This is a genomic window from Devosia sp. 919 (assembly GCF_013185965.1).
Classification (GTDB): domain Bacteria; phylum Pseudomonadota; class Alphaproteobacteria; order Rhizobiales; family Devosiaceae; genus Devosia.
Genome location: NZ_JABAOL010000001.1, coordinates 3,378,000 through 3,396,382 on the forward strand (window position 1 = coordinate 3,378,000; position 18,383 = coordinate 3,396,382).

The 18,383-nt window shown below is 64.3% G+C and carries 14 protein-coding genes and 1 pseudogene; 2 read left to right on the forward strand and 13 right to left on the reverse strand.

Features of this window, described 5'->3' with window-relative positions:
* Positions 1-172 precede the first annotated feature (172 nt).
* Positions 173-394, forward strand: coding sequence for a hypothetical protein (locus HRQ64_RS16315; RefSeq protein ID WP_172124360.1), 222 nt, complete (start codon positions 173-175; stop codon positions 392-394).
* Positions 395-619: 225 nt separating this feature from the next.
* Here HRQ64_RS16315 and HRQ64_RS16320 read toward each other — a convergent pair whose 3' ends face one another.
* The 13 genes and pseudogenes from HRQ64_RS16320 to HRQ64_RS16380 all read right to left on the reverse strand — a co-directional run bounded on the left by HRQ64_RS16320 (position 620) and on the right by HRQ64_RS16380 (position 16,728).
* Positions 620-1,888 carry a DUF4214 domain-containing protein gene (locus HRQ64_RS16320; RefSeq protein WP_172124362.1) on the reverse strand — a complete coding sequence of 423 codons (1,269 nt, stop codon included), beginning with the start codon at positions 1,886-1,888 and terminating at the stop codon, positions 620-622.
* Positions 1,889-2,051: 163 nt separating this feature from the next.
* On the reverse strand, positions 2,052-3,962 hold the full coding sequence (locus HRQ64_RS16325; protein ID WP_172124364.1) for a nucleoside-diphosphate sugar epimerase/dehydratase: 1,911 nt from the start codon (positions 3,960-3,962) through the stop codon (positions 2,052-2,054).
* A gap of 238 nt (positions 3,963-4,200) precedes the next feature.
* Positions 4,201-4,977, reverse strand: coding sequence for an SDR family oxidoreductase (locus HRQ64_RS16330; RefSeq protein WP_172124366.1), 777 nt, complete (start codon positions 4,975-4,977; stop codon positions 4,201-4,203).
* A gap of 177 nt (positions 4,978-5,154) precedes the next feature.
* Positions 5,155-6,384, reverse strand: coding sequence for an OpgC domain-containing protein (locus HRQ64_RS16335; protein WP_172124368.1), 1,230 nt, complete (start codon positions 6,382-6,384; stop codon positions 5,155-5,157).
* Positions 6,371-8,128 carry a glucans biosynthesis glucosyltransferase MdoH gene (gene mdoH, locus HRQ64_RS16340; RefSeq protein ID WP_172124370.1) on the reverse strand — a complete coding sequence of 586 codons (1,758 nt, stop codon included), beginning with the start codon at positions 8,126-8,128 and terminating at the stop codon, positions 6,371-6,373. The genes HRQ64_RS16335 and mdoH overlap by 14 nt, the downstream gene beginning before the upstream one ends.
* A 41-nt stretch (positions 8,129-8,169) precedes the next feature.
* Entirely contained in the window at positions 8,170-8,307 is a 138-nt protein-coding gene (locus tag HRQ64_RS16345; RefSeq protein WP_164854880.1) for a hypothetical protein, read from the reverse strand.
* The gene (locus HRQ64_RS16350; protein WP_210258566.1) at positions 8,297-9,904 is read right to left on the reverse strand and encodes a glucan biosynthesis protein G; all 1,608 of its coding nucleotides are present in this window, start codon (positions 9,902-9,904) and stop codon (positions 8,297-8,299) included. Before HRQ64_RS16350 ends, HRQ64_RS16345 begins: the two co-directional genes overlap by 11 nt.
* Positions 9,905-10,090: 186 nt before the next feature.
* Positions 10,091-11,158: a glycosyltransferase gene (locus HRQ64_RS16355; RefSeq protein ID WP_172124372.1), complete on the reverse strand. Its 1,068-nt coding sequence runs from the start codon at positions 11,156-11,158 to the stop codon at positions 10,091-10,093.
* Positions 11,155-12,246, reverse strand: a complete 1,092-nt coding sequence (locus HRQ64_RS16360) for a glycosyltransferase (RefSeq protein ID WP_172124374.1) — start codon at positions 12,244-12,246, stop codon at positions 11,155-11,157. The genes HRQ64_RS16355 and HRQ64_RS16360 overlap by 4 nt, the downstream gene beginning before the upstream one ends.
* Positions 12,243-13,373, reverse strand: a complete 1,131-nt coding sequence (locus tag HRQ64_RS16365; protein WP_172124376.1) for a glycosyltransferase — start codon at positions 13,371-13,373, stop codon at positions 12,243-12,245. Before HRQ64_RS16365 ends, HRQ64_RS16360 begins: the two co-directional genes overlap by 4 nt.
* A gap of 9 nt (positions 13,374-13,382) precedes the next feature.
* Entirely contained in the window at positions 13,383-14,516 is a 1,134-nt protein-coding gene (locus HRQ64_RS16370; RefSeq protein WP_248307070.1) for a glycosyltransferase family 4 protein, read from the reverse strand.
* 77 nt (positions 14,517-14,593) lie between these two features.
* Positions 14,594-15,565, reverse strand: a pseudogene (locus tag HRQ64_RS16375) (NAD-dependent epimerase/dehydratase family protein); the annotation flags it as partial.
* Positions 15,566-15,621: 56 nt separating this feature from the next.
* Positions 15,622-16,728 carry an NAD-dependent epimerase/dehydratase family protein gene (locus tag HRQ64_RS16380; RefSeq protein WP_172124378.1) on the reverse strand — a complete coding sequence of 369 codons (1,107 nt, stop codon included), beginning with the start codon at positions 16,726-16,728 and terminating at the stop codon, positions 15,622-15,624.
* A 626-nt stretch (positions 16,729-17,354) separates the two neighbouring features.
* Between HRQ64_RS16380 and HRQ64_RS16385 the strand changes: the two genes are divergently transcribed.
* Positions 17,355-18,341: a zinc-binding dehydrogenase gene (locus HRQ64_RS16385; RefSeq protein ID WP_248307071.1), complete on the forward strand. Its 987-nt coding sequence runs from the start codon at positions 17,355-17,357 to the stop codon at positions 18,339-18,341.
* Positions 18,342-18,383 lie beyond the last annotated feature (42 nt).

Below are 18,383 nucleotides of genomic sequence, written 5' to 3' on the forward strand. Positions count from 1 at the left end.
CGAACGCTACACAGCCGCACTCACGCTCTGCAGCGTTGCAGGGGCGACGCGCCGGGGACGAACGGCCGCGTAGCGTCTGCCCAAAAGCACCATTGGCGTTGACTTGAGCAAGACGCCATACTTGTCCTTTCCCCTAGTGGGTGGCTGATGCGAGATGGTTTGGAGATCCGCGATGACGCGAATAGGATACAGCCGTGCGGTTGCCGCCGTTTACGAGGCGCCTGCCGGATCGGCCCTGCCCCATTTGGCGGTGGTGCTGCTGGATGGGCAGGTGATCACCGCCCAGCCACAGGACGACATCGAGCAGGCGAGCCGCTTCGCCGCTGAAGCCCTGCGGGTATTACGCGCGCTTGAGCTGAGCGACCCCGATTTCGTGATCGAGGAAGACCTTTAAGGTCAGCAGATTACGCGGGCGCGCGCTCCCACAATCCTGACCTATGTCGCCGTCATAGCGGCGGAACGCACCTGGGGTCATCTGGTTAGCGGCACAAAAAAATCCCGGTGCCGAGGCACCGGGCAGTTGGCCGCCCATTCAGGAGGCGGGCCTAGTATATGGGTATCGCCGGGCCCGGGGCCAAAAGGTCGCAGTTGGGCGCCCTTTCCCCGCTGCTGCGCTGACTCAAACGTACCAGATTCCATCCTCCACCGCCGCGGCAGTCTTGGCAACATTCTCCTGGCTTTCCGAGAAATCAACCAGCACCCGATCGCGGCCATAGGCATCCCCGAGCCGGCCCATCCAATACATATAGCCGTTCATGTCGGGGGTACGGTCGAGCACATTGTTGTAGAGCAGGTTCAGAAACTGCCCGTTCGACAGCTCGGCCGGAGCGCCGTAGGTTTTCTGGAACTCCTCGGAATGCTGGAACTGGTCCGCCACCCAGACCAAATCGCCACGTCCAGCATCCAACTGCCTGATCCAGAAACCCAACCCCTCGACATCGGGTTCGCGGTCAAACGCCGCCTGATACAGCCGGTATGCCTGCCCCGCCGTTCCGCCAAGATCAAAAGCCAGCGTACCGTCGTCAAAACCCAGCCTTTCCACCCCGGTCAGGCTGTCGGAGCCATCGGGAGAGCTGGCGCTAAGATCGACCACGTCAACCCCGTTGGCGCCGAATGTGGTGACGCCATACTGCTCATGCGCGCCGCCGAACAAGGCGAAGTCGAGCCCGGCCCCGCCATCGATCCGATCATTGCCGCCGCCGCCGGTGAACCGGTCATTGCCCCCGAGCCCGAACATGGTGTCGCCGCCACTGGTGCCCAGATAGACATCGTCCCCGTTGGTGCCGCCAAAATTTCCAGGTGCAGGTGGGGTTGGTGTGGGGGGTGGAGTCGGATTGCCACTACTCTTGCTGCCATACAGCGCCTCGGCGCCCGCAATGTCCCCCGGGGTTAGCTCGACCCGGGTGCCGATCGAGGGATACATGATGGTATTGGTATCGTCGGTATGATCCAGCCCTAGCGCATGGCCAATCTCGTGCAGAGCGACCGCAAAAAAATTGGTGACGCCGGCCACGAAAGATTTTGTCGTGCCCCAGCCTTCGGCCGTGTCGAACCGGATTCCCGCCTCTGCCAGTTCGTTGAACTGGCCGCCGGGGTAAAAGCTATATCCCGCCTCCGCCAGGGTATTGGACCTGCCGTCAATGCTGTCCCAGCCTAGCTGGATTTGGGTGGAGGCGCTCGCCGCCACTTCCACGAAGTCGATATTGGCAACGTTTTCCCAAGCCTGGAAGGCGTCCCGGATCAGGTTCTGATAAATCGGCTGACTGATCGGCGCGTCAAAACTGTAGAAATTGCCCGCCACCGCGCCAAAACTCCAGGTGACCTGCCCTCCGGGCGCTCCCAGTGTTGTGCCGTTCCACTTCGCTCCGGTGAACTCATATGCCGCCATGTCGACCCCTTGTTCGTGCACACTGTGCTGGGGCCACATATCCGCATAATTTCGTTACGAAGAGGGCAACACGAAGCATCGGAGTTGCTTGGGCGAGACTTTCCGGAACAAGATCGATCACCCGGCCATCCGCGGCATTTGCAGCACTGCCGCGCCTTCTGCCCTAGCCGTTGCTGCTGAGCCGTGTTGTCAGCTCTGCGGTCGTCCCCTGCGTAACCTCCGCTCGGCCCTCAAGGGGAATAACGGGGGCGGCAATCCGCCCAAACAGCTCTGTGCGCGCCGCGGCCTCGTCGCCGCGCTTGATGGCGGCTTGCAGCGCTTCGAGGGCGTCGGGCACTTCATGGGCGCCGTTGCGCAGCGTGGCGCGCAGGATCTTGGGGTGGCGCGTCGGGTGGGCGCTGCTGGCGTCGTAGAACAGTTCTTCGAACATCTTTTCGCCCGGCCGGCTGCCGACAGTGACGATCTCGATGCTGCCCCCCGGATTGTCGCCGTCGCGCACCGTTTGACCGGCGAGCTGGATCATGTTGCGCGCCAGGTCCGAGATTTTGACCGGCGCCCCCATTTCGAGCAAGAACACGTCGCCGCCGTCGGAAAGCGCCCCGGCCTGCACGATCAGCTCGGCCGCCTCGTGGATGGACATGAAATAGCGCGTCATCGCCGGATCGGTCAGCGTCACCGGCCCGCCCTTGGCGATCTGCTCGCGAAACAGCGGCACTACCGAGCCGTTGGAGCCCAGCACATTGCCAAAGCGCACCGCACAAAAGCGCTGCCCGGTGCCGGCAGCTTCCGCCAGCCCCGCATAATGGCGCATGATCAGCTCGGCCCAGCGCTTGGTGGCGCCCATCACATTGGTGGGCCGCACCGCTTTGTCGGAAGAAATCAGCACGAACTGCTCCACCCCTGCCTCAAAGGCAGCGCGGGTGATGCAAAGCGAGCCAAAAACATTGTTGCGCATGCCCTCGAGCGCATTGGCTTCCACCAGCGGCACATGCTTGTGCGCGGCAGCGTGAAACAGCACATCGATCCGGGCGCAGTTCAGCGCGCGGCGCACCGCGGCTTCGTCAGTGACCGAAGCCAGCACCGGCACGATCTCGGCATCGGTCTGCTCGATCAGTTCACGGTGAATGTTGTAAAGCGCAAATTCGTTCTGCTCCAGCAGCACCAGCCTTTGCGGTGACCAGCGCGCCACCAGCCGGCACAATTCCGAGCCGATCGAGCCGCCCGCCCCGGTGACAAGAATGGAGCGCCCACGGATCATCTCCCCCAAAAGCTCTGCATCGGCCGGCACCGAGGAGCGCCCCAGCAGCTCATCGATGTCGATCTCGCGGATCTGGTTGACCAGATATTTGCCCGCCAGCAGATCGGCGATATGGGGCAGCGTGCGGATCTTGATGGGGTGGCGCGTCAGATCGGCCACGATGCGCTGCCGCTCGGCCGAAGTCACTGAAGGCATGGACAGGATCACTTCCTGAATGCCGAAATTGGCGATCAGCTGGGGCAGATAGTCCGGCGAATAAACCCGCAGCCCCGCTACATCGCGCCCCTGCAGCGCGCGGCTATCGTCCAGAAATCCGGCGATCAGGCGCCGCCCTTGCGAGCGCAATGCCATGGCCAGCTGCGAGCCGGCTTCCCCGGCGCCATAGATCAGGATTTGCCCCGATTTCAGCTGGTCGTCGCGCGGCGCCCAGATGAACTGCTTGGCGGCAAAGCGGCTGCCCGCGATGAACAGCAGCCCGATCATCCAGTAAAAAAACGGCACCGAGCGCGGCACAATGCCATTGCCGGCCATTTCGGTTACGAACACCACCGCCACCCAAGCCATCGCGGCGAGGGTCATGGCCTGCAGCATGGTCCAGATTGCCCGCTCGGGCAGGTAGCGGATCACGGCGCGATAAAGGCCGTGCCGGATGAAGATGGGAATGGCCACCAGTGGCGCAGCCGCAATCAGCAGCCATTGGGCGGGCGTGGGCACAAAGGGGGCGCTGTAGCGCAGCGAATAGCTCACCCAAACCGCGCCGGCCAGCACCACGGCGTCAAAGCCGATCAGCAGGACCCGCTTTGCCGGACGAGGCATGGCACCTAGGGCCGTTCTGAACCGTTCCAAAAGCGCCAAGATCAACTCAAATTCCCATGCATACGCCAAGCCGCCGACGCATCACCTGGCCATTAGTTACCCCGACGGGGCGTCCAGGAGAAGTGTATGCGGCACACACCTGGGCTTAAATAGGACGCAGCCCCCGCTCAATGCTGCGATGGGAGCGCTGAACCTGCGTCAAAGGAGCTAGTCAGGGCGGGGCACTGCCGCCCTGCCGCTAGGGCGTATTGAGCACGTCCTTGATGAAGCGGTAGTGGCCGGCAGTCAGGCCCCCATCCACGGGGATGGTGACGCCGGTAATGCCCGACGCGGCGTCCGAAGCCAAGAACAGCACGGCATTGGCCACTTCCTCGGGCACCACCATGCGCCCCATCGGGTAATGCGGCAGCACCTTGTCGAGCAGATGCGGGTTCGCCTCCAGTCGATGGTCCCAGGCAGCCGTTCGCACGGAGCCGGGCGCCACCACATTGGCGCGCACACCGCGCGCACCCAGTTCCACTGCGATCGCCTTGCCATAGGCGATTAGCCCGGCCTTGGCCGCGGCATAGGCCGGATTGCCGAAATGCTGCAGCCCGTTGACCGAGGAAATCAACACCACATTGCCCGCGCCCCGCTCGGCCATGCCAGCAGCGATGGGGTCAACCAGTGCATAAGCGCCATTGAGGTTGATGGCCATTTCGCTGGCCCAAACCGCATCATCGAGCTGGCCGAAATGCTCGGCGCGGGTGTAGCCGGCATTGGCGATCACCGCATCGGGCACGCCATTGGTCGCCAGGTGCGCCTGGACGGCCTGGCGCGTGCCCGCGGAATCGGTCTGGTCAAAGAGGATGCGAGCGGCGAGCGGCAGGCCTTCCAGCATTTCCAGATCGCGATCGGCGCCGACCACCTGCGCGCCCGCTGCAGCGAATTTTTCCACCAGTACCCGGCCAATGCCGCCGCCAGCGCCCGAAATCAGCACCGTCTTGCCCTCAAGCCCCAAGAAAGCCTGCGTCATCCCTGCCATCTCCATCTGGTCTGCGCAAAACCGGCGGCCATAGGTGCCGGTGCAATCAACGTTCTGCACGCGCGGTGATATACGGCCGATCAGGGAGCGTGAAAGCGTCTTTTGCACCCGCCGCGAGAAATTCGCTCCGCAAGAGCTCAGGCTGCGGCGGCGGCTTTCGCCAAGAACTCAGGCGGGAGCAGGTGATGCCCGGCGCCGCAGCTTGGCTGTTTGCACCAGTGTCCAGGCCAGCAGCAATTGCATGGCCAAGCCCGCCAGCAACATGGCCCCATCCAGCAGCGGATCGGGCGAAACCCCGGTCTTGATCGTTTGCAGCGCCATGCTGATCAATGTGCCGGTGGCAAAAACCGCAAGACCCTGCTGGCCCATCCAGCGCAAGGGCGCGGCATAGGGCGACCCCGCGATCTGTCGGGTACAGGGCAGGCAGGCAAAGACATAAAACAGCGCCAGGGCATGCAGCAGCCGCGGCAGCGCCAGATAGGTCTTGTCGAACCAGGTGATGTAGAACGGCAGCCCGGCCCGGCTCAGCGCCCCTAACACCCCGCGCCCCGCTTCCGCCAGCGCCGGAATGCGCGCCCACAGCAGCACGAACAGCACAAAGCCGAGCGCCACCCGGAACAAGGTCTTGTTGGCCGGTACAAAGCTTTCCCCCGCTTTCATCGCCGCGCCCGAAAGCAAGCCGACGATAAAAAGGATCTGCCAGGACAGCGGCCCCAGGAACCAGCCGCCTGGGGCGGGATAGCTGGGGAAATTGAGCCGGAACTGCCCCGCCACTATCCAGACCAGCACCGAGCCCGCCAGCACCCAGAGCGGCTTGCGCAGCCCGGCCCAAAGCAGCGCCGGCGTCGCCAGGAGCAGCACGAAGTAAAGCGGCAGGATATTGAGATAGCCCAACTGGTGGCTCAGCAGCGGAATGCCGACCATCACCCCGAGCGGCTGCTTGAACAGCGCCGCCACATTGTTGGTGAGCAACATATTGGGCAGGCCGAACCACAAGGCGCCCGCGGCAAAGATCGCCAGAGTCACCACCGTCATGGTCAGGTGCACGAGATAAAGCTGGCGCGCCCGCGCCCAAACCTTGGCCAGCCCCGCCCAGAACGAGCCGGTGCGGAAGCTATTGGAATAGGCCAGCCCCGCCGCCAAGCCCGACATGAACACAAAGGCTTCCGCCGCATCCGAAAAACCGAAATTGCGGCTGGTGAAATTCTCGTAGATCGTGCCCGGCACATGGTTGATGAAGATCATCACCAGCGCCAGGCCGCGAAACATGTCGAGCCGCGGATCGCGCCGGCTGGCGGGGGCACTCGCCTCCCGCGCCGGCGCTCCGCTCGCAGTGCCCCTGGTCCTTAAGGTGTGCCCTGCTTGGGTCCGGCTGACCGCCGGCTCAAGCGTGGACATGCTGGCCGATCTTGCTCGCTGTCAGGTCCGTTTCCGGCTTGCCCTGCCATTGCTCCATGATGGCCACATGCTCCTTCATCACAGGGGTGATGCACTGCTCGGTCGGCGTGCGGAACAGCCTTGGCAGTTTCGATTTCGTCGAGGCATGCGAGCTCGCGGCAATCAACACCGGCGCAAGGATCGCGGGCAGCATCGCCGGCGCCAGCCAGAGCGCCGCCCCGGGCGCGAGGGCGAGGGTCAGCCCCAGCGTCACCACGCCCGTCAGCACGATCCACCAGCTTGCGGACCAGGCCTGCCGCAGCGTCAACCCGGTTTGCGCCCGGTGCGTGGCGGGCCAGCCGCCATCGATCCCCAGCAGCACCTGCACCACCGCCCGGCTTTGCAGCAGCAGCATCACGGGCGCCAGGACCGTGGAAAACACGATCTCCCCGAGTACCGACAAGAGGGCCACACCGGTGCCGCCAACACGCCGGTTCTGCCCGTCGAACATTCCGCGGATCAGGATCAGCAGCTTGGGTAGAACCAGCACCAGCGCCACGGCAAGCCCCAGCCCCCAGATGCCACCGGTCGCCTGCGGCAGCGCCGGCAAGACGATGGGCTGGCGCGGAAACACCGCCGCAATAATGCTCGCCGCCAGCAGCAGCAGCCAGAACGGGGAGGCCATATAGGCCATGACCCCCTGCACAAAGGTGAACCGGCTCCACCATTTCAGCCCTGGCGCCGCCAGCAGCCGCCAATGCTGCAGATTGCCCTGGCACCAGCGCCGGTCGCGCTTGGCATATTCGATGAGGTTTTCCGGCCCCTCCTCATAGGAGCCCTCGAGCGCAGGATCGACCATCACAGTCCATCCCCCGCGCGACAGGAGCGCGGCTTCCACATAATCGTGGCTCAAAATATGCCCGCCCAGCGGCGGCTTGCCCGACAGCACCGGCAGCCCGCAATTGGCGGCAAAGGCGCTTACCCGCACAATGGCATTGTGCCCCCAATAGGGCCCTTCGCGCCCCTGCATCAGCGCCGCGCCACGCGCAAAGGCGGGCGACAGATAGCCGGCCGAAAACTGCATGCAACGCCCGAACAGGGTCCTGGCATTGATCACGCGTGGCACAGTCTGCAGCAGCCCCAGGCTCGCGTCCGCATCCATGCGCCGCGCCAGCTCGCCAATGGTTTCCCCTTCCATCAGGCTGTCGGCATCCAGGATCAGCGCATAATCATAGGCGGCGCCGGAGCGGGAGATGAAATCCTCGATATTGCCGGCTTTCTTGCCGACATTGTTCTCGCGCCGCCGATAGAAAATCCGCCCAGCCGCCCCAGGCTCGCGGATCAACTGCTCGAACCACACCGCTTCTTGCGTCGCAGCTTCCAGCGAATTGCTGTCGCTGAGCACGGCGATATGGAAGCGGTCCGCGATGCCCAGCGCCACAAGGCTGCGGTTCATCGCGGCAATGCGCGCGAACACCGCCACGGGGTCCTCGTTATAGATCGGCACCAGGATTGCGGTCAGCCCCTTGGGCTTGGCGCGCGCATCAAATGCGGGCCGCCGCGCCGGCGTGAACACGCCCAGCACCGCCGCCGTCGCGCCCCAGACCAGCCAGAACCCGCTCAGCCCCACCAGCGCCACGCGCACCAGATCGAGCACCGAAATGCCGTCCGCTCCCGTATACTGGAGAAAAAGATAGCCGCCCCACAAGCTGGAGCCGGCAGCAACCAGGAGCGCCAGACCCCGCACCAGGACTGGCCTCATCATCGCAGGTAAGCCATGAACCGCATGGTTGGCGCCAGTTCCCCTCAGAGCCACGAGAAGGCAGTTATGGCATTGCGGAGCGCCTGGAACAAGGAGCGGCGCCGCTCCAGCTGCTGCTTGGGCATGGGGAGGGGAGCGTCAGGCAAGGCGCTGGCAAAGAAGAGGTCGCCATCATACTTCATGGGTTGGCCTCCACTGATACAGCCAGGTTTCGGTCAGCTTGCGGCCGGAGCCCACAAGATAGGCCATGATTTCCATCGGGTTCAAAGCGTCCGCCTCGATATCGAGCACCAGCCGCCAGGTGCCATTGGCCGGCACTTTGGACAGCGCGGAATGGCGCACCACGCCGCTCGAGACGGTCGCGAGCACGTCGATACGCGCGTCCTCGGGCATGCCAGCGAGTTCACCGCCTTTGAAGTCGATGACGAATTTGCGCAGATTGGCGGCATTGGCGACACCCGAGACCCCGCCCTGCCCGGCCCGGGTTTCGGCGACATAGGCGATTGGCGCGTCTTCACTCGGATCAAGATCGCCCCAGATCAGCTTGTAGCTGAATTCGCGTTCCGACCCCGCCACAACGGGTTCGGCCGGGATCCAGAACGAAACGATGTTGTCGTCCACCTCGAGTGTCGAAGGAATTTCGATCAACCTGACCGTCCCTTCGCCCCAATTGCCAATTGGCTCGATGCGCACCGAAGGGCGGCGCTCGTAATGGGCGCCGGCATCCTGGTAAGTCTCGAAATCGCGGCCGCGCTGATAAAGACCGAACGCACGTGGATTGTTTTCCCACAGATAGGAATTGCCCAGCGCATCGGTATTGCTGAGCGCGCGCCACAGCACTTCCCCGTTCTCGCGCTCGATCAGCAAGCCATTGCTGTCATGCACTTGCGGCCGGTAATCGTCAAAGCCGGCGCGATTGGCTTCGGCATAAAGGAACATCGAGGTCAGCGGCGCTATACCCAGTTCCTTGACGTCCTCGCGGAAATAAAGCCGCGCCGTCACATCCATGGCCGTGGCCTGGTTGGTGTCGCTGCCCGGGGTGAACACAAAGCGGTAAGCGCCGGCAAGGCTCGGGCCCTCAAGCGCGGCATAAACCACCAGCGGCTCGTCGCCTTGGGGCTTTTGCAGGTAGAATTCAGAAAAGCGCGGAAACTCCTCGGGCCCTTCGACCCAGGAATTGAGCACCACACCGCGTGCGCTCAGCCCATAAACATTGTCCCGCCCCAGCGCGCGGAAATAGCTCGCGCCCAAAAACGAAATCAGCTCGTCCCAGGCTTCGGGGCGGTTGAGCGGATAGTTGAGGCGAAAGCCCGCTATGCCGGGGAATGGCTGGGCGTGGGCGGCGGCATCCACTTCGGTATCGTGGTACTCAAAATCGTCGGCGCTGAATTCCATGGGGTGCGCTACCCCGCCTTCGATCTCGTAGATGCGGATCGGCTCGGCAAACAACCAGCCCAGATGGAAGCCATGCACCTGGTAGCCGTGGTCATCGCCGGCCCACTTGGCGCGCTCGCCACGATATTGGATGCGCCGATAGGCGTCGTAATCCAGCCCGGTAAAGCTTTCCGGCAGGTTGAACACCGGCTTCTGGTAAGGGGCTGCGCCGATATCCTTCATGCGCGCGCTGAACGCGTCGAAATCAAAGGCAAATTCCTGCCGCTCCTCGAGTGCGGCATAAGCCGTGCTCGAAAGCGAAGTCGTCGACAGGAGCGCCAGGCCGGCGCCCATGATGTGCAGAAAATGGCGTCGATTCGGCAGCTCAAGGCGTGAACGCGTCAACTCAGTACCCAATAGGTTTGGCTCTATGCTCTTTCGGCAAATTCCGAATGGCGCATAGCCGTAAAAGTTGACGCATGGATGATATGCAACATCGGCATAACTTGGGCGGACCCGTCACACCCGTTTGCAAGCCCCAATCTGTGGCAAGAAGGACACAGTTTCGTGAGCCAAGCGCTGCCCTGCCCGCTAGAGTGAGGCCAGCGCCGCCAGCAATTCGCGCGCCCGCGCTTCTCCGGTATGACCCGCCAGCACTAGGCTCTGGGCCTTCGCCGCCATGGCTTCGCGCTGCGCTTCACTCAGCGATTCCAGCGCATCGATCACATCGTCGCTCGTGCGGGCGAGCACGATGGCTTCCCCTTCCGGCAACAATTCGGTCAGGCCCGGCCAGATATCGCTGATGATCGGCGTGCGGCACGCCGCCGCCTCGAACAAGCGCACGCTGGGCGACCAACCCGCCGCAATCATGTCGGCGCGCGTCACATTGAGGGTAAAGCGTTGCGCGCTGTAAAATGCGGCATGTTCGGCCGGTGGCAAATGCTCGATCCGCTCCACATTGGCCGGCCAGTCGATCTCGGCCGGGTATTGCGGCCCTGCCACCACAAAGCGCCGCTCCGGCAATTGCCGCGCCGGCTCCATCAGCAGCCGCTCCAGCGTCGGCTGCCGATCCGGGCTATAGGTGCCGAGATAACCCAGGTCCCAGCGGATCGCCGAGCCAGTGGGCCCATAGCGCTTGCTGTCCACCGAGCAATACAGCGCCTCGGCGCGCTTCGCGCCATATTCGGTTTCAAGGCGCGTCAGCACCGGCCCGCCCGAAAACGAGAAATAGATGTCAAACAGCGGGATCTGCCGGCGCGCCAGATATTCCTCGTCGCCCCGGTCGAGCTTGGCCAGGGTCACGGGCGTGTCGATGTCGTAAAAACAGAACCGCGTCAGCCCCAGGCTCGACAGCGCATCGATGGCGGCAACGCCCTCAGGCACATAAGAGCCCACCAGCACCGCATCGGCTGCCTGCAGCGTCGCGCCAAAGCGCGCGAGCAGGTCATCGACGCTGCTGTAATAAGCCAGTTCGCAAAAGTCGGGGTCCGGCAGGTCGCGGTTATTGGCGTACCAGGGCACGTCGCGCTCCAGGAACAGCACGCGCTTGCCCTCTGCGGCAACGCCGCGCAACAGTGCCCGAAAGGTCGTCGCATGCCCATTGCCCCAGGACGAGCTCAGAGACAGCCCGACAACGACCAGATCGAAATGCTCGGTCATTGCGCGGCCTCGCCGACCCGCTCGCTATACTCCCGGAAGATCCGGTCCGCTTCCACCGCCCGGTGGTCATAGGTGTGCTCGCGCAGCACCCGCGCCAGCGCCGCCTGCCCGATCGCCTGCGCCCGCTCGGGCGACAGCGCGGCCATGATCTGCGCCACGTCCTGCCCGTCGCGCGCCACCAGCACTTCGGTTTCGGGCTCGAGGAAGAGCTCGATCCCTTCCCAGAAATCGGTGATGAGGCACGCCCCGGCGCCGGCCGCTTCGAACACCCGCGTTGCCGGCGAGAAGCCATTGGCCGCCATGCTTTCGCGCGAAATATTGAGCACGGCCTTGGGCGTCACATTGAACGCATTGTGCTCGCCCGTCGGCACATGGCCGATATAGTTGATATTGCCGGCCATTGGCTTGTCGTGCCAGCCCGAGCCACCCAGCATGAAGCGCTGGCCGGGCGTGCGCGCCGCCGGCTCCAAAAAGAAGTGTTCCACGCGCGCTTCGCGGTCCGGCAGGCGATTGCCCAGGAATCCCAGATCGGCGGTGAAGCGCGGATTGGGCGGCACCGGATGATGGGTCTGCGGATCGAGCGCATTATAGACGGGGATGCACTCCTTGGCGCCCACCGCCTTATAGGCCGCAACCACCGGATCGCCGCCGCCATAGGTCAGCACCAGATCGATCTGCCCGAGCGCGCGGCGCAGCGGATGCTCGGGCGCGGCGCGCAGCTCGGCCAGCGTCGCCGGCGCATCCACATCCCAGAAAATCTTGAGCGCACCGGGCCGCGAGGCTTTCAGTACCTCGTCGAGCAGCAGATCGTCCTCATAGCCAACGCCGCTCGCCTTGACCACGATATCGGCGTCCACCGCATGGGCGGCCGCTTGTTTCAGCGCCTCGATCGTGCCTTCATAAACGACGACCTTGCACCATTCCGGCGGATCGATGTCGCGGTTCTTCTGGCGGTCATACACATCCGGTTCGTAGAACGTGATGTCGTAGCCGCGCGCCGCCAGCGCCCGCAGCAGGCCGCGATAATAGGTGGCGGCGCCGTTCCAGTAGGCGGACAGCAGGCTCGAGCCATAGAATGCGATTTTCAAGAGGCGGCCTCCCCGGCAGCAAGTTGGTTGGAAACGCGGGCGGTGCCGTGCTGGCCCAGGATGGCCAGCAATTCGTCGACCCGGTGCCGGCAGGTGTGCCGCGCCTGGATGGTCTCGAGACCCGCCGTTGCCAGCGCCGCCGCCCGGTCGCGGTCGGCCAGCACTTCGGCCAGCAGCCGCTGCATGTCCGCGCCATCCCGGGCAAACAGGAAATCCGTGCCCGCCCGGAACAGGCCCTCGGCATCGCTCCAGGGCGCCGAAATCAGCGGAATGCCGCAGGCCAGCGCCTCGAACATGCGAATGGTCGGGATGCCCGGCAGGTTCTGCACATAGGGGCGGCGCGGAATATGAACGGCGACGCGGTGCTGCGCAAAAGCGCGCGGGGCATCGGCATTGGCGATCCAGCCGCCATAATCGAGCCCGGCCGCCTTGAGCGCCGCGAGCGCTGTTTCGGGATAGCGCACGCCGCGCACCGTGCCCGTCAACTTGAGCTGGCGCGCCGGCTCGACGAGGAAACTGGCGATCTCGGCGGTGCGCTCATCGTCGCCCCAATTGCCGATCCAGATCAGGTCGCGCGTCCGCTCTATCTCGGGCATAGGGTGGAACAGCGCATCGTCCGCCGCCTCGTGCCAGGTGAACACCTGCTTGCCCCAGCCCGCCCGCAAATAACGCTCGCGCAGCGTTTCGCCAAAGGCGAGGATCGCGTCGTAATGCTCGAGTTCGAGCCCGGCAATATCGCCCTCGGCGGAAACCGCGCGGTGATGGGTGTCATGGAACAAGAGCGTCCAGGGCGCGCCGTCGCGCCGCAACTCCCCGATCCGCGCCACCAGCGCCGGGTCGGTCCATTCATGCACCACAACCACATCGGCCTCGGCGAGCGCCGCTTCGTGGTCGAACCCGGCGCCATATTGCTCGGAGCGCAGCATCGGGAAATCGCTGGTAAAGCGATCCACCGCCCCTGCCCCCTGCTGCGTGAGCAGGTTCTGCCGGCTCCAGGCGTCTTCGGGCTCGAGCGCCAGCGCCTCATGGCCGCGCCGGACCAGGTCGCGCATCACCCCGCGCAGGAAGTGGGCATTGCCGTGGTTCCAGTCGGAAACCAGCGAGTGGGTATAAAAAACAAAACGCATCAGAATTCCTTAGGCACGGCCCGCAACGGCACCGGCCGACAACAGCTGGCGATAAAGCTCGCCCATGGCGCCCGCTTGCGCGGCAACGCTGAAGCGCTGGGCGCGCTCCTGCCCCTTGGCCGCCAGTTCCGCCCGCAGCGCGGGATCGCCCGCCAACTGGTTGATGCGGTCGGCAAAAGCCTTGGGGTCATGGGGGCCGGCAAACAGCGCCACCCCATCCCAGAGTTCGCGATAGGTCGGGATATCGGCCAGCACCAGCGCCGCGCGCGCCCCCGCCGCTTCCAGCGGCGCCAGCCCGAACGGCTCATACAGCGAGGGCGACGCGACAATGGCGGCTTCCGCCATCAGCGCCTTGACCCCGCCATGGGTTAGCTCGCCGCGATGATCGGCATGCTCGATGGCCAGGAACTGCCCATTGGGCCCGCTATTGGCCCCCGCCATCACCACTGGCCACACCGTGTGCTCAGCCGCCTGGTCTAGCACCCGGCCATTCTTGCCATCATCCCACCAGCGCCCGGCGGCAAACACCAGTTCCGCCTTGTCGATCTCGGACGGCGTCGGATGGGCGCCATTATAGATCACCTGCAGCCCCTTGATCGGGCCATAGCTGCGGCGCAGCATGTCGGCATGGGTTTCGCTGGGCGCCACCACCGCATCGGCATGGTCGAACCCGCCCCGGTTGAGCCGCTGCTGCCAGTGCCAGTCCAGCGGCACCGGCCCATTGCGCACCGCGGCAAACCAGGTGACGACGCAGGAATGGCTCACCACCAGCACCGGCACATCCAGCTTAAGCCCATAGGCTTGCGAGGGCAGGTTGAGATGCACCAGATCCACCTGATGCTCTTCGGCCAACGCAGCGATCAGCCCGGGCACGCCGTCCAGCGCCGCCTCGTTTTGGGCGGTCCAGTCCAGCGGCGCTTCGAGCCACACCAGCGTGCCCAGCCGCTGGGCCTCCTCAACCTGCGCCACTGAAGGCCCCGGCCCAAACCCGGCAAACACAAAGCTGAAGCCCTGCTCGCGCAGTGCCGAAGCCAGGTCCATGGCATAGCGCCACACCCCGCCCACGGCATCCAGCGACATCAGCACCCGCCGCGGCTGCGGCCCGGTGCTGTTGCCATTGGCGGCCCCGATTGCCTCGGCCATTATGCCCGCACCCGCTGCTGGCTGGCCTTGGGCACCGCAATGGCGTGCTGTGGCGCGAGCCAATTGCACAGATCCACGATCCCGTCGCGCCAGCCCATGCGCGCGCTCCAGCCCAGTTCCGCTTCGAGCCGGCCCGTATCGGCGACGAAATACAGCTGATCGCCCGCCCGCCAGTCGCCATAGCCGATCTCGACCTTGCGCCCGACCAGCTGCTCGATTTCGGCCAGCACCATGTTGAGGCTGACCGCATTGCGCGGCCCCCCGCCCAGGTTGAAGGCCCGGCCCGAAACCTTGCCGATACTGCTCAGAACACTGCGATAAGCCGCCACGGCATCGCTGACATGGAGCACATCGCGCACCTGCTTGCCGTCGCCATAAAGCGTGATCGCCTCGCCCTTGAGCGCCCGGATCAGGAAATGGGCGACCCAGCCCTGGTCCTCGGTGCCGAACTGGCGCGGTCCATAAATGCAGCTCATGCGCAGCACGGCCGTGGGCAAGCCAAAGCTCTTGGCATAATCGAGGACATATTGGTCCGCTACGCCCTTGGAGCAGCCATAGGGCGTGCAGAAATCGAGCTTGCGGTCTTCCGACACGCCGCGGGCCCGCATCACCTCGTCGACGGGCAGATAGCGCCCATCGCTTTCGGCCATGGCCATGTCCTCGAGACCGCCATAAACCTTGTTGGTGCTCGAAAACACCACCGGCGCATTGCGCCCGGCCGCACGCACAGCCTCGAGCACATTGATCGTGCCGCGCGCATTGACCTCAAAGTCATCGAGCGGATCGACAAGACTCGTCGTCACCGCGGTTTGCGCGGCGAGGTGAAACACCGCCTTGGCGTCGGCAAATACGGGTTTGATGGCCGTCAGGTCGCGGATATCGGCGCGTGCCAGCTGCACGCGCTCGCCATGGTTCTGCTTGAGCCAGGCCAGGTTCTGCTCGACGCCGGGGCGGCTGAGATTGTCGAGCACCACTACCTGCTCGCCATCGCGCAAAAAGCTGTCGGCGAGATTGGAGCCCACAAAGCCGCTCCCGCCCACCACCACGATGGTGCCGGCAGCAGGGGCCTTGCTCATGGCGCTGGCGCTGAGTGGTTTGCTCGCTGTCACGAAACCAAACCCCGCTCCTCCAGCTGGCGCTTCATTTCGGCGCCCCGGTCGATCGCCTGCGCCTCGCGCACCCAGTCCGCCAGCTCGCCCAGCGAATCTTCGAGCCGATGCTGCGGCTCAAAGCCGAGCAGCTCGCGCGCCTTGGAGATATCGGCAAAGCAGTTGCGGATATCGCCCGAGCGCGCCTTGCCCATGATGTCCGGGGCGATCTGGGGCACGCCCATGGCTTCGGCCAGGAGCGTTGCGACCTGGGTAATCGTATAGGCATTGCCGCTGCCCACATTAATGACATGGCCGGGCGCTTCGGCTCCTTCGAGCGCGAGGCGGAAGGCGCGGGCCACATCGCGCACATGCACAAAGTCGCGGCGCTGCTCGCCATCCTCAAAGATCATGGGCGGCTGCCCATTGGTGAGGCGGGAGGCGAAATTGGCCAAAACGCCGGTATAAGGATTGGACAGCGCCTGGCCGGGGCCAAACACGTTGAACAGGCGCAGTGCCACGGCGTCGACCCCATAGGCCTCGCCAAAGATCAGCACCTGCCGTTCCTGCGAATATTTGGTCAGCGCATAGATCGAGGCCAGGTCCACCGGCTTTTGCTCGTCCGTGGGCGCGGGCGTCAGGGTTTCGCCATTGGGGCCCGTGGGGTTCCAGGCGCCGGTCTTGACGCTGGCGGCGCGGCGGCGAATGCTTTCGAAGCGCTGCCCTTCGGAGCCGACATAAACGCCTTCGCCATAAACGCTCATCGAGGAGGCCACGACGATGCGCTTGATCGGGCGATCGATCATGGCTTCCAGCAGCACCGCGGTGCCGAGATCATTGCCACCGACATAGCGGGCGATTTCATACATGGACTGGCCCACGCCCACTTCGGCGGCCAGGTGGATGACGCTGTCGATGCCCTCGAGCGCCGCGTTCACCGCATCCTTGTCGCGCACATCGGCGCGGATCACCTCGACCCCGGCGGGGGTTGGCGCTGCCGCATCCCCATGCACCTGGTCGATCATCGCGTCCAGAACGCGCACCTGGTAATTATTGGCCAGCAATTCCTGCGCCACATACCGGCCGATAAAGCCGCAGCCACCAGTGATAAGAACGTGAGTCATGTGCACCTGACGCTTGAAGATCCGCCGAGATTTCGGCAGAAAAGAACAACCAAAGCCAGTTTCCCCCGATTGCGGCAACCGGGCAACCCTGAGGGGCTGCATGAACCGGAAAATCGCCGCCAAGGAAACCAGCGCAGCAGCAAAGCTGCCTCAGCTTCATGTACTTAGATGATGCTTTCAGGTCAAGCGCACCAGCCCGATCTGCACGGCTCCAGGCAGGTAGATTAACCCAAGTTACTTATAAGCTACTATATAGACTAAACGATGGAACCAAGTGATCCACCGCGCGTTTAAGTTCATTGGTAAGTCAGAAACCTTCCTCCCCGCCCTCGATTCTTTCTCTGTAACGTCCTCTATAACGTTCTGCATGTCACCCGCTCTCGGGACGCCCCCATCTATCCCCTCCCCCCTGAGGGGAGGGCTAGGGTGGGGGTTCGGGCCCCACAACACGCTCGACCGCCACAGCGGAACACTTGGCTCCTCAAGGCCTGCCGCGCTCACCCCCGATCCCATCTGACGCAGCTCCCCCGCAGCAAAACTTGCGGACAACCGCCCCGCCTTGCGCTACCAAGACACCCCTGATTGCGCCCCTTTGGGCGCCCTGAAACTCAACCGAAAGGCAGGTCATGAGCGAGATCGAGGCAGCAGCACCCGAGATGGCGGCCGCAGTGGTTACTGGTCCCGGAGCCATTCGCATTGATCGCCAGTCAGCGCCACAGCCCGGCCCCGGACAGGTCCGCGTGGCGCTCGAAGGCTGCGGCGTTTGTGCGTCCAATCTCACCCCTTGGGCCGGCCCCGAATGGATGCAGTTCCCCACCGAGCCCGGCGGGCTTGGCCATGAAGGCTGGGGGCGCATCGATGCGCTGGGCGACGGCGTGACTGGCCTGGCGGTCGGCGATCGCGTGGCCGCGCTGTCCTATCATAGCTATGCTACCCACGACGTGGCCGAGGCCGATGCCGTGGTCAAGCTCCCCGCCGCTCTCGACAACCAGCCCTTCCCCGGCGAGCCGCTGGGCTGCGCCATGAACATCTTCAAGCGCAGCGACATCCAGCCCGGCCAGACCGTTGCCATTGTTGGTATCGGTTTTCTGGGCGCGCTCCTCACCCAACTCGCGTCCCGCGCCGGCGCCCGGGTCATCGCCATTTCCCGCCGCCCCTATTCCCTCGATATCGCCAAATCCATGGGCGCCGCCGAAGTGATCCCGATGAACGATCACTGGCAGATCATCGAGCAGGTCAAGGCACTGACCGATGGTCAGTTCTGCGATCGCGTCATTGAAGCGGTGGGCAAGCAATGGCCGCTTGATCTCGCGGCCGAGCTGACCCGCGAGCGCGGCAAGCTGATCGTTGCCGGCTATCACCAGGATGGGCCGCGCCAGATCAATATGCAGCTCTGGAACTGGCGCGGGCTCGACGTGATCAACGCCCATGAGCGCGACCCCAAGATCTATATTCAGGGCATTCGCGATGCCGCCGATGCCATCATGGCTGGCAAGCTCGATCCCTCGAGCCTTTACACCCATGATTTTGCGCTCGAAGAGCTCGACACCGCCCTCGACACCACTCGGGATCGTCCCGATGGCTTCCTCAAGGCGCTGATCCGCTTTGGCTGAGCCAATTTCTGTGCCAGCCGGGCACTGCTGACCCGCTGAACG

Bases quoted from the DNA above. Each gene is read 5' to 3' on its own strand.
- mdoH (WP_172124370.1), bottom strand. From the start codon at position 8,128: ATGATGAGGCCAGTCCTGGTGCGGGGTCTGGCGCTCCTGGTTGCTGCC.
- HRQ64_RS16320 (WP_172124362.1), bottom strand. From the start codon at position 1,888: ATGGCGGCATATGAGTTCACCGGAGCGAAGTGGAACGGCACAACACTG.
- HRQ64_RS16330 (WP_172124366.1), bottom strand. From the start codon at position 4,977: ATGACGCAGGCTTTCTTGGGGCTTGAGGGCAAGACGGTGCTGATTTCG.
- HRQ64_RS16335 (WP_172124368.1), bottom strand. From the start codon at position 6,384: ATGTCCACGCTTGAGCCGGCGGTCAGCCGGACCCAAGCAGGGCACACC.
- HRQ64_RS16345 (WP_164854880.1), bottom strand. From the start codon at position 8,307: ATGAAGTATGATGGCGACCTCTTCTTTGCCAGCGCCTTGCCTGACGCT.
- HRQ64_RS16325 (WP_172124364.1), bottom strand. From the start codon at position 3,962: ATGCCTCGTCCGGCAAAGCGGGTCCTGCTGATCGGCTTTGACGCCGTG.
- HRQ64_RS16355 (WP_172124372.1), bottom strand. From the start codon at position 11,158: ATGACCGAGCATTTCGATCTGGTCGTTGTCGGGCTGTCTCTGAGCTCG.
- HRQ64_RS16315 (WP_172124360.1), top strand. From the start codon at position 173: ATGACGCGAATAGGATACAGCCGTGCGGTTGCCGCCGTTTACGAGGCG.
- HRQ64_RS16365 (WP_172124376.1), bottom strand. From the start codon at position 13,373: ATGCGTTTTGTTTTTTATACCCACTCGCTGGTTTCCGACTGGAACCAC.
- HRQ64_RS16370 (WP_248307070.1), bottom strand. From the start codon at position 14,516: ATGGCCGAGGCAATCGGGGCCGCCAATGGCAACAGCACCGGGCCGCAG.
- HRQ64_RS16380 (WP_172124378.1), bottom strand. From the start codon at position 16,728: ATGACTCACGTTCTTATCACTGGTGGCTGCGGCTTTATCGGCCGGTAT.
- HRQ64_RS16385 (WP_248307071.1), top strand. From the start codon at position 17,355: ATGAGCGAGATCGAGGCAGCAGCACCCGAGATGGCGGCCGCAGTGGTT.